This is a genomic window from Microcystis sp. MC19, assembly GCF_003019735.1.
In the GTDB taxonomy this organism is placed as follows: domain Bacteria; phylum Cyanobacteriota; class Cyanobacteriia; order Cyanobacteriales; family Microcystaceae; genus Microcystis.
The window spans coordinates 85834-100567 of sequence record NZ_CP020664.1; the positions used below are offsets into that span (position 1 = coordinate 85834).

Genomic DNA, 14734 nt, shown 5'->3' on the forward strand with positions numbered 1-14734 from the left:
AGTACATAGAAAAAAACTGATCTGATTTTTTAACAGATTTCTGTTATATCTTCGTATAAAGATTCGATCGCACAGTGAAAATCGATACTAGCTAGATAAATATCTGCTCCTTTGCTGTAGGGATAAAGAACCCAGAATCCTTCATCATTGCGGCGAAAACAATCTACACTGATGCGTTCTTGACTGATAAGAACGTATTCTTCTAAAGTTTCGATCGAACGATAGTCGGCAAATTTATCGCCCCGATCTCGCTTCGCGAGCGCGTTGCGAGCAAAGGCAGCAGTAGTGGGGGATAATACTTCTACAATCAAGCGCGGATAACGGATAAAATCTTCCGAGGGTAATGATTCGGTAGTAGTGGCGTAGCTCTCTTGCTTACCTGGTATGAATTGTGTAAAATATTTATTAATAAAAATAATTGGCTCGAATCAGTCTTTAAACCTCTAGCTTGATCATGACTTTTCTGATAAATATCTTTTTCTGGCTCCTGTCTGGCTTACTGAAATATCAGTCTAGCACCGAACAAAGTCCCCCCCCTAGTTCACCTCCGTTCCCCTGTCCTAATTGTGGTTCTCACCATACGATCAAGAATGGTTCTATTCATAATGGAAAACCCAAACGTCAATGTAAAGAATGTGGTCGTCAGTTTGTGATCAATCCCACTAATAAAACCGTCTCTGACGAAACCAAACAATTAATTGATAAACTCTTGCTCGAACGAATTTCCTTACGAGGAATTGCTAGAGTAACAGGGGTAAGTTGGTCATGGTTACAAAATTATGTCAACAATAAACTGGCGGCTGTCCCCCGTCAAATAAAGGTTTCGGACAAACCAAAAGGTAAATTGGTTATAGAATGTGATGAAATGTGGTCTTTTGTTTTTTCTAAGACGATAAAGGTCTATATTTGGCTGGCAATTGATAGAAATACAAGAGAAATTATTGGTTGCTATTTAGGAGATAGGAGTCGTCAATCAGCCAAAAAACTTTGGGCTAGTTTACCAGGTGTTTACCGACAATGTGCAGTTGCTTACACAGACTTTTGGGAGTCATATAAGACAGTAATTCCCAGTAAACGTCATCGACCAGTCGGGAAAGAAACTGGTCAAACTAATCATATTGAAAGATTAAATAATACCTTTCGACAAAGGATTTCTCGGTTGGTGAGAGAGAGTCTATCTTTCTCTAAAAAAATGGAGAATCACGTTGGGGCTGTTTGGTATTTTATCCATGACTACAATGCACAACTGGCAAAGGATTAAGCCGCCATCACTACTACAGAATCACCACCTCTTCCGAGAAAGACCGATTATCTCGCGAGTCGCAAGTGACCACAAGATCGGGATAAAAATAACTATTAGCTATTTCTAGACGAACTTTCATATCTGTGGCATAGACAAGACAACCACTACCCCGCAGCCGGTTTTTTAAAAGTGTGGCTAAGTTGATAATAATCATACCATGGGCTTTACTTGCACCAGCCATGGCGTAGGTTTGACCGCGAATGTATTCGTGTTTATCCTTGGCTATTCTCTCCGTTGCTAAATAATCTTCCGGGGAAAGATAGTTATAGTCAAAGTTAGCAATCATTTGGTTAAATCACCTTTATTGTCTCTAAAATCAATTCTAACTCTCGATCGAGGAGCGGTACATTTTTAAACCCACATTCCGCACCCTCAACTGTCACAGATCAAAAAAGCCATTAAAGTAGTACATAATAACTAAAATTAATTCAAAGGTTAAAAGGGTTAATGAGAATATATAGCATTAAAAGGGGTATGGAGCGAGAAAGAGAAAATTCAAGAGAAAAAAATAATTGTTCAGAAAACAAGAAATAATTGATTACAATAAGTAGTCGTGCAAAATTAATTTCCTAGTGAAGATAGGCAAGAGGCAAGAGCGGGGTTAGATATGTGTAATTAATTTTGCTTAGGTACTTAGAAGTAGTGGAGGAATCTGTTGTGAAATTAAAACCCCAAGAAATAGAAATTCAGAACATAGACCATCTAGGGATAGTGGCAGGAATAATAGACTCAATCGGAATAGTAGAAATAATAAACGAATTGATAGGAGTCGAAAAAGACGAAAAAGTAAATGCAGGTCAAGTAGTAAAAGCCATGATAATCAACGGGTTAGGATTTGTTTCCAAACCCTTATATATGTTTCCCGAATATTTTGAAACAATCGCCTGTGAACATCTAATAGGAACAGGAGTAAAACCAGAATATCTCAACGACGATAAATTGGGGAGAGTCATGGATAAACTATTTATAAAAGGATTAGATACAATATTTTTCATCATCGCAGTAAAAGCCGCCCAAAAATTTGGAGTATCACTATCAACATCACATCTAGACTCATCATCAATCCACGTACATGGGCAGTATAACACTAGCTTACCAGAAGTAATATTTGAGAATCAAAAAATAGGAAATAACCAAGAATTAGAAGAAATAGCAGTAAAATCACCAAAAGAAATAACCATCACTTATGGTTATTCTCGTGACCATCGGCCGGACTTAAAACAGTTCATCATAGAAATGATATGTTCAGGAGATGGAGACATCCCAATATTTTTGAAACTAGCATCAGGAAACCAAGCAGACTCATCATGTTTTGGTCAAATAGCAGTAGAATATCACAAACAATTAGAAGTTAATAGTCTCATGGTTGCTGACTCTGCCTTATATACAGAATCAAACCTGAAAATGATGTCAGATTTACAGTGGTTATGTCGAGTACCATTAAGCATAAAAGCAGCAAAATCATTAATATCAACAATACCAGAATCAGAATTTATTGATAGTACAATACCAGGATATAAATTAGTATCAAAAACCGAAAATTATGCAGGAATAGAACAAAGATGGTTAGTAGTACAAAGTCAAGAAAGAAGAGAATCAGACCTGCGTAAACTAACCCAAAAAATTACCAAAGCCGAATCAAAAGCGGTTCTTGATTTGAAAAAGTTATCACAAGAGAGATTTGCTTGTGAAGCAGATGCTATCAAGGCATTATCAAAATTATCAACCCAGTTCAAATATCACCAAATTAACGAAAGTAAGGTTACTCCAGCCAAATCTAATAAAAAAGATTCTCTAAATGAAATATCCTACCAAATATCAGCTACAGTCTGCCAGGATGAAAGTAAAATTAATACAGAATTGCTGAGTGCAGGATGTTTTATTATTGCTACGAATGTTTTAGATTCACAGGAACTTAGTGATGATTCTATGCTCAGGGAATATAAAGCTCAACAATCATGTGAACGGGGGTTTGGTTTTCTCAAAGACCCATTATTTTTTGCCGATAGTATTTTCCTTAAAAGTCCTGAGAGAATAGAGTCTATGGGAATGATTATGGGTTTATGTCTCTTGGTTTATACATTGGCTCAACGTCAAATTAGAAATGCTCTGAAAGAGTCTAAATCAACAATTAAAAATCAATTAGGTAAAGCAACTAATTCCCCTACTTTACGCTGGATTTTTCAATGCTTTCATTGTATTCATTTGATTACACTTAATCAGGAGGAACATATTTCTAATTGGAATAAGGACAGAGATTTTATCTTGCGTCTTTTACCAGATGATTGTTTACGTTACTATCAATTAGCCACCTAATTATTATCTCTATCAATTTAATTTCTATGAGTGAACATGAGCTAATATCTTTGATTTATAGCTCCACTTTACTATGTCTATAATTTAGTTTTTTACTTTAATTGATTAGTCTAAATTATGATTTATCTCTTGGATTTCTTCTTTTATTTATCTGTTGACTCCTCTAGGTGGTGTTAATTCTTATTGCTCCTTATTGAGAATAGGTTTTGATGCCATTTTTGGTGCTTTACTGTTTCTCAAATGCCTTTTTTCGCTCCTTATGTTTATTTTTATGCTCACTTTGATTTTTTCTCTCCGTAATTTCTCTCTGTGACAGCTTAGGGTGCGGAATGTGGGTTTAAAAATTGTCTGACCAACACCTGCCAATTTTGCCAGTTGCTCGGCAAATTGTTGAGCTAATTGACCTGCTCGGACAATATCGAGTAAAAAAGCCTTATCCCGCCAGATAAATCCCTTGCGCTGTCCCTAAAATCTCTCGTTGACGAATCCAATTATGACTCTGCTCGATCGATTTTTTCGTTAGCAAATCAACTTTCCGTCCCAATAAATTTTCTAATTCCCGTTTCATCCTCGAAAACTCCAGAAGTCCCCAAGAAACACTATCGGCTCTCTTGGGTTTGGTGGGTAAAATGTACTCTAAGACACATTCCTGCCAGCGAGCGACTGGAACTAACCACAAAGACACAAAGGACACAAAGATTGATCGGTTCTATAAAGGGGAATTATCGCTAACCACACGAAAACCAATATCATAGAGTCCAGCAGTAGCCATAAATTTGACTCGGTAGGCCGAGCGACATTTGTTAGGGCCGTCATTCCAGGAACCCCCGCGTAAAACTCGTCTGTCCCTATCTTCTATGGTGGCTGCTTCGTAGTTATCGCGCCAGTAATCTGCACACCATTCCCTGACATTTCCGTGCAGGTCGTAGAGTCCGAAAGGGTTAGCGACGGCAAACATTCCCACCGGTGTGGTTTCCCTGCGATCGCATCCCAGGCTACCTTCCCCATAACGACCATAACTGCATACTTTCCCGCCATAATCCCAGTCCACCCCGGAATAGTTGGCTAAATCGGTGGAAATTGTCGGGCCAAAGTGAAAAGGGGTGGATGTACCTCCCCGACAAGCGTATTCCCATTCTTTTTCTGCGGGTAAACGATAATTCAGTCCCGTGAGACGGGATAGGCGATCGCAAAATTCCACCGCTTCCCACCAGTTAATTTGTTCTACTGGGCGATCGTAACCTTCAAAATGGGCCGGATAGGGATTAAGTTCAATATTTACTGGTTCTAATTTTGCCACCTCGCGCCATTGTCGTTGGGTAATTGGGTAGCGACTCAGACAAAAAGCCTGAATATTAACCGGAGATTGGGGACTTTGACTCGATTTCCAGCCTAACTCGCTTTTGGGCGCACCGATGAGGTATTGACCGCTAGGGATAGAAATCATCTCTAAAAAGGTTTTTTTGCTTAAAAAATATTGATAACCTCGATTAGTGACTTTTTCCCGTTTAATTTCCTCACCTTTGCTATTAACAGTGACCACCTCATCGGTAAAATCTAACCATTCTCCCATTCTGCACCCCTCTATCGGTTATCGGTTGATCAGGTTCAGCTGCGAGCCTAAAAACATCTCGAAACCTACCAGTTTAAGAATAACAAGACTTCGATCGCTTATCCCCCGATCAGTTTTAATTTTAATTAATTTTTTGGATTGTTCCCCCTCACTTGCCACCTTCCCACTCCCCATATTAATTGCTGGAGTCATTAACAACTTCAGGGACAATCTCTAATTCTTGTTCACCAATTACAGGTAAATGATTTTTCTGTAAACCCATAGCAGTTAAACAAGTATTGAGAGAGTTAATCGCTTGGTTATAATCCTCAATTTTTTGGTGAATTTCTTGCTGTTTGTGGGCATTATTAGCAATTTTTTCCGCCGCTTCCTGTTCTAAGGTTTGTTCTAGATAAGAACGAGCTTGATTGAACTGTTTTAGAATAGTATCCGCTTGTTTTTTCGCCATTGGTATCAATTGATTTTTGAGAGTATTATTAACGGTTTGGCGGAAGTTTTTCTGAATTGTTGCTGATACTTTTGGCTCAAAATCTAACTTAAGTAATTGACGGATAGCAGGTTCGGCATCAAGAATACTTTCACAGTCATAACCCTGGGCAGTTTGTTGGACAGTTTGCCGAAATTGAAAGATCGAAAAAGTGCCTTCGTTGTAAAAATTGTGATTTTCTCTTACATAGCGATCACACTCAGTTTTTGCTTCGGAAATCAAGGCATTAATTAACTGCAATTCCACCTGTTTTAGCTGATTTTCTATGCCACCATCATTACCCAATAAACGATAGATTTGCCGATAATAATCACCTTGCCTTACCGCATCTAAGAGACGCTGACAAAAGCGAGTAATTAAACTGGTTGACTCCTCAATTAACACATCTTCTAGCTGGTTAGACAGATAATAAAAAGCTTCCACTAATACTGCTAATAAAGGTGCTGTAGCATTGCGAGGATGAGCTAAAGTCGCCTGCGAGTAAGCATTTCTAACAGAAAAAGTATTTAATAACTCATCCAATCTTGATACCATTCTCGCTTTCAGTTTCTTAAAGTCTTCCTCAAAGTTGTCATCGCTATTAACCACGATAGCATTGACATAACCCTCGATATGTTTAGTTAATTTCTCTCCCACTTCCTTTAACTCTTGATTGAGGTGATTTAACTCCAGAGCTTTCATCGCCTCAATTTCTCGTGGTTGACTTTCTAAATCACGATAAATACCCTGGTAATGATTTTTGAGAGTAATGCAAAGAGATTGTAAATCATCAGCTAAAGTTGCAAACAATTGCGGACGTTTTTCTTCGGTAAGATAACGAGTAATTGCCCTGCGAAATTCTTCGATACCGCTATCAGCAATTAACTGCTCTAGTAAAGGAGTTCCCCACTCACTTAAAACTCGGAAGTAATTTTTATTAGGAGTTTCATAACCGTGGATGGAAACTTTAAAGGGAGTTGCCAGTAATTTACCAGAGTTGGCACAATAGTTATTAAACTCGCTGACAAATTGCGGTGTTTCTTCTTGTCCTCCTAAATTTTTAACACTTTCGGCAAAGATAGAATCTAACCCATAACGCTGATTAATATTGGTTTGATTTTTCACCTGATACCCATAAAACCCTAAAAGTCCGCTGGTTTTATAAATGCGGGAAGTATCACGAAATTGCGTTTGAATCAGGTTCTCTAAACGCTGTTTTAGTTGGGCTGAGTACCAGGTTTCATCAATGCGGTTAAAAACATAAAAAACTCGATCACGAATACCAGCATTAGAGCTAATTTTTTCGAGTAATTCTGTTTCTTCTGTGGCTAATTCTCCCGCAGAAGCAGCCTTTAAAACACAAACCACTGCTGAAGTATCAGGATGCTCTATTTTACGATAGGCTAATTCGGCATCTTTTTTGACTGGGGCATCAATACCGGGCAAATCTACCAAAACGTTACCATCTTTAAGGAGAGGATGATGACAGTAATATTCTAGACGTTTTAAGACGGCGCTATTGCTACCACGACGGGCAAAACTGGCCGCTTCTGCTAAATTAGAAAAGTGAAATTGTTCCATGGAATAGGTGGCATTATGCAGGGTATGGATCCGCTCACGATTTTGAGTAAATCCTTCAATTAATAATTTTAAACCCTGAGCTTGTTTAGCTCGCTCGGATTTGCCTTCTCCCCCTTCCTGTTCGATAATTTTTTGACAGTATTGGTTTAATTGACTACAGTATTCCGGGGAATTAATGTTACTGGGATTAGTTAATTGCAGATTTTGACAGACGCTATCGACTAAAGTACGAATTTCTGCTTCGCTGAGAAAGGTTAAAACCACTCTTTCCTCATCAGCTTCTGCGTACTCAATATAACATTCTGTACCCGTTGCGTGTCCTTCGGCACTATAGAGCAATTCTCGCTCTAAAAGTGCATTGATTAACATTGATTTCCCGGCACTAAAAGCACCGGCGAAAACGATTTCAAATTTGGGAGAAATGGCTTTTTGTAGGGCAATTTCTATCTTGCTGGTATCCTGTTGATTGCGGAGAGACGATTCGCATTTCAATAGTTCAATTATACTGTTAACATTACCAGCCAGATTACTGCATTGGGGTAAAAGTTCAGTCATGGTAAAACCCAGATCTAGAAGAACAGTGCTATTATTCCCCACATGATAACAAAATTCCCTAACTAGATGTCACATCTTTGCTCAGTAATTTAAGCAATCAAGGACAAGGCCCTAGTCTTGAATCTAGAATCATGATTGATTATAATCAATTTAGTACATACCGATTTCCGAGAACCTCCTTAGGTAAAAATTACCTCCTCACTCCTGAATCCTAGGGGAATGATAATTATGTGGGCAAAAATGGCAATAGATAAATGGAGATTAAAAAAAATTCGGACTATGGGACAGTTAGGATTTTTGTTAGGGACAGTTTTTCTTTTGGGTGGTTGTCATTCTCTGAATGTTATCCCAAATCGTCCGCAACCCTTGCCCCAAGATCAATACATTCAAGTCTATTTTAATCATAATCAAGCCCAGAATTCAAATTATACCGATCCCTATCGCCAAATTAATCGCCAGGGGGACAATCTAGAACAGGTTATTATTGATCATATCAACTCGGCAAAAATTTCGATCGATCTAGCAGTGCAAGAGTTACGTTTACCCGCCATCGCTCAAGCTTTAGTGGAGCGTCAGCAACAGGGAATTAAAGTTAGGGTTATCCTCGAAAACATTTACAATAAACCTATTAATAGTTTAGCCAAAAACCAAGAACAATCAAGCGATCGAGAACAGGAACGTTATCAAAATCTTTTTGATTTAGTTGATATAAATCGAGATGGTAAATTAACTCCAGAGGAAATCGCCCAAAGAGATGCAATTACTATCCTCAAAAAAGCTGGCATTCCCCTAATTGATGATAGCGCTGATCGCTCAAAAGGTAGCGGTTTAATGCACCATAAATTCATGGTTATTGATAATTACACTACTTTAATCAGTTCAGCTAACTACACCTTAAGTGATATTCATGGAGACTTTTCTAATACCCAAACTGTTGGGAATGCCAATCACTTATTAGTAATTACTAATCCCCCACTAGCTAGAGCTTTTCAAAAAGAATTTAATCTGATGTGGGGAAGGGAAGATCAGCATAAATTTGGCTTAGATAAACCCCAGAGAAAACCGCAAACAATCCTTATCGGTAATAGTATTCTGACGGTAAAATTTTCCCCCGATTCTACCGCTTATCCCTGGGCAATTACTAGCAATGGTCTGATCGGTGAAACTTTAAATAAAGCTAAAAAATCCGTGAATTTAGCCCTGTTTGTCTTTACGGAACAGCCTTTAGCTAATATTCTCGCTCAACGACATCAAAAAGGGATAGAAATTAAAGCTTTAATTGATCCTAGTTTTGCCTTCCGATACTATAGCGAAGGATTAGATTTATTAGGAGTTGCTCTCAGTAATAAATGTCGTTATGAACCAGATAATCAGCCTTGGCAAAACCCAATTAATACCCTAGGAGTTCCCGATCTAGCCCGGGGAGATAAATTACACCATAAATTCGGTTTAATCGATGATAAAATTGTGATTACTGGTTCTCATAATTGGTCAAGAGCCGCTAACCATCAAAACGATGAAGCTTTAGTGATTATCGATAATCCCACCGTTGCCGCTCATTTCGATCGAGAATTTCAATATCTGTACCGTACCGCTAAATTAGGACTGCCGGAAACTATTAAAAATCGGATCGAACAGGATAGAAAAAACTGCCCCCAATCTGTAACAATTAAAAGCGATCGCTTAATTAATTTAAACACCGCCACAAAAGAAGAATTAGATAGTTTACCCGGTATCAGTGGCAAATTAGCTGAAAAAATTATCGCAGCCCGGCAACAAAACCCCTTTACTTCCCTAGAAGATTTGGATCGAGTATCGGGAATCGGTCGGGGAAAAATTAACAAGCTGCAAGGCAAAGTTAGCTGGTGATGATTGCCTCGTCTGCATTTTTTGCCACAGACAAAAAAGGGTTATTTTAACGGTTCGGGAATAGTATCGGAAGGAGCTTCAAACTGTCCGGTAATAACGTATTCTAGACGCAATTTTAGCCAAGTAATAAACTGTTGATTGAGAGAAACAATCGCCGCTGCCGGTTGGGGAGTTTTCTTTTTGATATCGGCAAAAGCGGGAGTATCTAAAAAAGCTGGATTGGCAATTAACCAAAAATCAATTTCTTGACCTTTTTCTTGATAATTCCTGATTCTTTCCTTCAAAACTTCCTTTTCGATCGCTTCCTCTTCTAAAAACTTTTGACTGGCTACCAAATAATAATAAGTTGTCATGATCTTTCCTTTAATTTTTCAGTGTAATTGTTCCTGAGTCGGGAGATTAGCTGATAGCTGATGGCTTTTACAATTGTCCACGCATAGCCAATTTCATTTCCCTAACGGCCCGTTCCAACCCGACCAAAACCGCCCGACTGATAATTGTGTGACCAATGTTCAATTCTTCCATATTGGGCAAACAGGCGACATCATAAACATTCCAATAGGTCAAACCGTGACCGGCATTCACCCGCAAACCGAGAGAGGAAGCGTATTCACAACCTTCTTTAAGAATTGTTAATTCTGCTTGACGATCGCTCTCCTGTTGTGCTTCGGCGTATTGACCGGTATGGAGTTCGATCAATTTCGCCCCCGTATTAGCGGCCGCTTGAATTTGGGCAAAATCGGCATCAATAAACCAACTAACGGGGATATTAGCTCCTTGTAGGCGCTCTACAACCCCACAAAAACGGTCAAAATTGCCCAGCATATCGATCCCCCCTTCCGTGGTCACTTCCTGGCGCTTTTCGGGGACAAGGGTGACATAATCGGGTTTAAGATCGAGAGCAATGGCGATCATTTCCTCCGTCGGGGCCATTTCCAGATTTAGATGAGTCCGCACCGTTTGCCGGAGGAGCCGCACATCGCGATCTTGGATATGACGACGATCCTCGCGCAAGTGAACGGTAATGCCATCAGCGCCGCCGATTTCGGCCAAAACTGCCGCCGCCACGGGATCTGGTTCCACGGTTCGACGCGCTTGGCGAATTGTGGCCACATGGTCGATATTGACACCCAAAGTCAGCAAAGTTGAACCTCCTTGTTTGTTAGTCCAACTTTCCATCTTACCATTGCGGTCAAAAGCGATTACATACTGGAGATATTTAAACCCATGGTCAGTTCTTCCATTTTGCCGCGCATAGTTTCCGTGGAGGCATTATAGGCGGCTTTCATGGCTTCTAGAATAGACCCAGCCACAATCTCCACATCTTGGGAGAGGAGAGCAGGATCGATTTCAATCCCCCGGGGTTCTTGGTTGCCACTGAGATACACTGTCACCAAGCCATTTTCACTCTGGCCGGGAATTTCCATAGTTTCTAGTTCTTCTTGCAGAACTTTGGCCCCTTGTTGCACCTGTTGCGCTTTTTGGAAAGCGTCTTGTAATTCTTTAATCTTACCGAGACCGAATCCGAATCCTTGTCCTTGTGCCATAATATTTTTTTTGTTTAAGGGGTCACTCAAGGTTTTTATTCTACTGCTTAAGGTCAACCTGGATCAACTTTTGGCCAAGTAAACGCTAATGCCATCAGCACCGCCGCCACCGGCTCTGCTTCCAAGCCGCGGCGCCCTTGGCCAATTGTGGCCACATGGTCGATATGGACAGCCAAAGTCAGCAAAAAAGTTGAACCTCCTTGTTTGTTAGTCCAACTTTCCATCTTAATCATTGCGGTCAAAAGCGATTACATACTGGGGATATTTAAACCACTGGTCAGTTCTTCCATTTTGGCGCGCATGGTTTCCGTGGAGGCACTATAGGCGACTTTCATGGCTTCTAGAATAGACTCGGCCACAATCTCCAGATCTTGGGAGAGGAGAGCAGGATCGATTTCAATCCCCCGGGGTTCTTGGTTGCCACTGAGATACACTGTCACCAAGCCATTTTCACTCTGGCCGGGAATTTCCATAGTTTCTAGTTCTTCTTGCAGAACTTTGGCCCCTTGTTGCACCTGTTGCGCTTTTTGGAAAGCGTCTTGTAATTCTTTAATCTTACCGAGACCGAATCCGAATCCTTGTCCTTGTGCCATAATATTTTTTTTGTTTAAGGGGTCGCTCAAGGTTTTTATTATACTGCTTAGGATGAACCAGGGTCAACTTTTGACCATTGGAGGACGATAAAACCTCTGCAATCGGGGGGCGACTATCGGCCTTGGCCTCTGATAGAATCAAGCCAAGGGAAGGAGTCGAGAAATGGGGAAAAGTCTTTTTCTACCCTTTATCCCGGGCCGCCGGGCAACCGCCCCAAGCCATAATAGAATTGTTGCTTTGACGAGGAGAATAGCAATTTTGAACGCCAAAAAAACGGGAATTTTCTTGACAATTGCCCTAAGTTGTGCTTTAGCAGCAAAAGTGGCGATCGCTAATACTTCCCCTTTGGAGGGGACTCGATGGAAACTAAGGGGTTGGACAGCCGGAAGTTTGGTCAAAGAAACGGAAATTACCGCCGCTTTCCAGAAAAATATCCTCAGTGGTTCGGCCGGATGCAACCAGTATAATACCGGCTATCAAGTCAACAATGGCACGCTTCAGATCAACCAAGCGATCGCTACTACCAAAAAAGCTTGTCCGGAACCGGAGATGAAACAGGAAAATCAATATCTGGCCGCCTTGCAAGGAGTGGAACAATTCCAAGTGACAGCTAAGGGCGATTTACAATTATTTTATCGTACTCCCGAAGGTTTAGGAATACTCACTTTTACCCCCGCACCGACCACCACACGCACGGAAAAGACAATTTATATCAATTCTAGGAAACAACCCTGCAGCCAAGGCACAACCAAAGACTGTTTACAGATGCGAGAAAAACCAGAGGAAAACTGGAGATTGTTTGCCAATAGTATCGAGGGATTTGATTATAAACCAGGATTTTTCTATCAAATTAAAGTTAGCGTTGAAACCGTCTCCAATCCAGCTAATAATCAAAATTCCGAAACATGGAAACTATTAGAAGTTATTAGCCAAACCCCAGAAAAAGAGACTCCGCGAGCTTGGTTTGATCGACCGTTAACTAATTGGAATAAAGCCAAGGCACCTATCCCAAAATCTCCCGTTAAAACCGTGATCGATAACCAGTGTCGTGAACAGGTTCGTCCGGCAATTACTGCCAATGAACAAGCACTTAATAAAGCAGGATGGTTACTGTACGGGGCCGTGCAAACCTATGGGAAAACTAGCATTATTTCGGCCATGAGTGGAGTGGATGGAATGTGCCGACCGATGGGTTATCAAGACTTTGTTTTTGTCGATGGTAAATTCGCTGGCACTCTTTCCCCGCGACCGATGGATTCTCGCGCTGATGGGGCATCTCAGAGAATTGTTTTACAAAATAGCGATCGAATTATTGTGGTTTTTAATCGCTATAAAGACACGGATCCTCTCTGTTGTCCTTCCCAATTAAGTCGCGTTATTTATCAAATTGAAACAGTCAGCGGATTGCCAGTGGTTGTTCCCAAAGAAGCGGAAACAGAAGCGGTGAGAAATTAATTCAGTTATCAGTTATCAGTTATCAGTTATCAGTTATCAGTTATCAGTTATCAGTGAGATAGGGAAAAAAAGACTGGCAGTTAATAGCTTCCTTTTTTATTATATCTCCCGCAAAAGTGAGTTTTTAATCGCATTTTCCCGAAAAAGATCGCTTTTCTACTGCTAGAAAATAATCTATTTCTTGCTGCTTCTCCTGACTGGGAGAATAATGGCTCGGAGACTCCTCACTTAAGGGAAGATTTTTGATTTATGCAGCAGGTTTAGTAATTAGGCACTGATACTAGATAAGTAGTTATAAAATTCTAATAACTCCTCGTTAGTTAGGAGTAAACGTGACTTTTTGCCATAGGTAGAAATCAGGTATTCCCGACCTTTTTCTGTGGTCCAAGCTAATCGTTTCATCTCCACATCAATTTTAGTTTTAAGGACTGAATAATCGATTTCTTCGGGAATAACAACAACTGGCTCCGGTTCTGGGGGTTCTTCTTCAGTTAAATTCGCTTCTTCTGGCAATTCTGTTAATAAGGAGTAATTATCGGTTTCCGTTTCTAATAATAAAGGCTCTGGTTCTGGTAAAGGAATATCCTTAACTTCGGGTAATTCCGGCTCAATTTTAGCCGGGGGAATATCCTTAACTTGGGGTAATTCTGGTTCAATTTTAGCTGGGGGAATATCCTTAACTTGGGGTAATTCTGGTTCAATTTTAGCTGGGGGAATATCCTTAACTTGGGGTAATTCTGGTTCAATTTTAGCTTCAGGACGAGGTATTTCAGTGACTTTAGCCGTTTTAGTCGATTTTTTGGCACTAGGGACGGGTTTAGGTAAATCTTCCGGTAGAGAAATATTATTGGGGCTGATTTTTTCCACAAGCTGGAGATCGGGGGTGCTTTCAGCCTCTAAAAGCAGTAAAGCCCGTTCTCTGGCTCTATCTTCGGCGATTTCCACCGTATCTGCTGCTGCTAAACCTGTAACAACCGTTTTTCCTTCAATTTCCACGATCGCTTTCACAATATACTTGCCATGATCGATTTGAACTAACTCACTAATCAGGGCAACTTGGGGGTAACGTTGGCGTAACTTTTGCAACATGGTGACTTTTTCGAGTTCTTTTGTACTTATATTAGAATACTCTATCGTAATTATGGAAAAATGTAGCAAGTTCTTGCTAAGATTAAAGGTTAGATAAAATTTTCAGTGCTAGGATTAGCCTTGCCCACAGTAAGAAGATTCTACTAGGCTGAAGCTTCCGCCAGAAAGACGAGCAATGGCCGAAAAGTTTGCCGGTGTTCGCTATTGGCTTATACTAACAAAGGCTTCGATAATGCTCAGGGTAGGTTCGGGTGTTTGATGCTTGGTCAGTTTACCCTCACTGTCACCACCAGCGATCGCAATTACCCCGATAGAGATGATCTCTGGAGTCAATGGTTTAAATCCACCTTCTCATTATTAAGTATTTAAACTTAATTATTCACGAT

At 40.3% G+C, this 14734-nt stretch carries 14 protein-coding genes and 2 pseudogenes; 4 read left to right on the forward strand and 12 right to left on the reverse strand.

The window, feature by feature from the left end:
* Positions 1-29 precede the first annotated feature (29 nt).
* Positions 30-338, reverse strand: a pseudogene (locus B5D77_RS00365) (Uma2 family endonuclease); the annotation flags it as partial.
* A gap of 116 nt (positions 339-454) precedes the next feature.
* Here B5D77_RS00365 and B5D77_RS00370 point away from each other — a divergent pair.
* Positions 455-1261 (forward strand): IS1 family transposase, encoded by an 807-nt coding sequence (locus tag B5D77_RS00370; RefSeq protein ID WP_254052957.1) that lies wholly within the window; start codon positions 455-457, stop codon positions 1259-1261.
* A 22-nt stretch (positions 1262-1283) separates the two neighbouring features.
* Here the strand turns inward: B5D77_RS00370 and B5D77_RS00375 are convergent.
* Positions 1284-1589: pseudogene (locus B5D77_RS00375) on the reverse strand (Uma2 family endonuclease); the annotation flags it as partial.
* Positions 1590-1960: 371 nt separating this feature from the next.
* Here B5D77_RS00375 and B5D77_RS00380 point away from each other — a divergent pair.
* Entirely contained in the window at positions 1961-3619 is a 1659-nt protein-coding gene (locus B5D77_RS00380) for an IS1634 family transposase (RefSeq protein WP_104395285.1), read from the forward strand.
* 433 nt (positions 3620-4052) lie between these two features.
* On the opposite strand, the gene B5D77_RS00390 is transcribed toward B5D77_RS00380, so the two are convergent.
* The 3 genes from B5D77_RS00390 to B5D77_RS00400 all read right to left on the reverse strand — a co-directional run bounded on the left by B5D77_RS00390 (position 4053) and on the right by B5D77_RS00400 (position 7794).
* The gene (locus B5D77_RS00390) at positions 4053-4313 is read right to left on the reverse strand and encodes a hypothetical protein (RefSeq protein ID WP_369751907.1); all 261 of its coding nucleotides are present in this window, start codon (positions 4311-4313) and stop codon (positions 4053-4055) included.
* A gap of 15 nt (positions 4314-4328) precedes the next feature.
* Positions 4329-5192: a formylglycine-generating enzyme family protein gene (locus B5D77_RS00395; RefSeq protein ID WP_008201924.1), complete on the reverse strand. Its 864-nt coding sequence runs from the start codon at positions 5190-5192 to the stop codon at positions 4329-4331.
* Positions 5193-5367: 175 nt separating this feature from the next.
* Positions 5368-7794, reverse strand: coding sequence for a dynamin-like GTPase family protein (locus tag B5D77_RS00400; protein WP_008201923.1), 2427 nt, complete (start codon positions 7792-7794; stop codon positions 5368-5370).
* Between the two features lie 228 nt (positions 7795-8022).
* On the opposite strand from B5D77_RS00400, the gene B5D77_RS00405 reads away from it, so the two are divergent.
* Entirely contained in the window at positions 8023-9663 is a 1641-nt protein-coding gene (locus B5D77_RS00405; protein WP_008201920.1) for a phospholipase D-like domain-containing protein, read from the forward strand.
* 41 nt (positions 9664-9704) lie between these two features.
* Here B5D77_RS00405 and B5D77_RS00410 read toward each other — a convergent pair whose 3' ends face one another.
* The 5 genes from B5D77_RS00410 to B5D77_RS00430 form a co-directional block, all read right to left on the reverse strand.
* Positions 9705-10016 (reverse strand): MgPME-cyclase complex family protein, encoded by a 312-nt coding sequence (locus B5D77_RS00410; RefSeq protein ID WP_002783106.1) that lies wholly within the window; start codon positions 10014-10016, stop codon positions 9705-9707.
* A gap of 67 nt (positions 10017-10083) precedes the next feature.
* Positions 10084-10806 carry a pyridoxine 5'-phosphate synthase gene (locus B5D77_RS00415; RefSeq protein ID WP_172456615.1) on the reverse strand — a complete coding sequence of 241 codons (723 nt, stop codon included), beginning with the start codon at positions 10804-10806 and terminating at the stop codon, positions 10084-10086.
* A 59-nt stretch (positions 10807-10865) separates the two neighbouring features.
* A complete protein-coding gene (locus B5D77_RS00420; protein ID WP_106909931.1) occupies positions 10866-11210 on the reverse strand; it encodes a YbaB/EbfC family nucleoid-associated protein in 345 nt (114 codons plus the stop codon).
* Positions 11211-11263: 53 nt separating this feature from the next.
* On the reverse strand, positions 11264-11443 hold the full coding sequence (locus B5D77_RS00425) for a hypothetical protein (protein ID WP_253860445.1): 180 nt from the start codon (positions 11441-11443) through the stop codon (positions 11264-11266).
* A 15-nt stretch (positions 11444-11458) separates the two neighbouring features.
* On the reverse strand, positions 11459-11803 hold the full coding sequence (locus tag B5D77_RS00430; protein WP_106909932.1) for a YbaB/EbfC family nucleoid-associated protein: 345 nt from the start codon (positions 11801-11803) through the stop codon (positions 11459-11461).
* Positions 11804-11966: 163 nt separating this feature from the next.
* Between B5D77_RS00430 and B5D77_RS00435 the strand changes: the two genes are divergently transcribed.
* A complete protein-coding gene (locus B5D77_RS00435) occupies positions 11967-13259 on the forward strand; it encodes a DUF4377 domain-containing protein (RefSeq protein WP_008201899.1) in 1293 nt (430 codons plus the stop codon).
* Positions 13260-13526: 267 nt separating this feature from the next.
* Here B5D77_RS00435 and B5D77_RS00440 read toward each other — a convergent pair whose 3' ends face one another.
* Positions 13527-14348, reverse strand: a complete 822-nt coding sequence (locus B5D77_RS00440; RefSeq protein WP_008201896.1) for a hypothetical protein — start codon at positions 14346-14348, stop codon at positions 13527-13529.
* A 201-nt stretch (positions 14349-14549) separates the two neighbouring features.
* The gene (locus B5D77_RS27595) at positions 14550-14681 is read right to left on the reverse strand and encodes a hypothetical protein (protein ID WP_256386902.1); all 132 of its coding nucleotides are present in this window, start codon (positions 14679-14681) and stop codon (positions 14550-14552) included.
* Between the last annotated feature and the right edge of the window lie 53 nt (positions 14682-14734).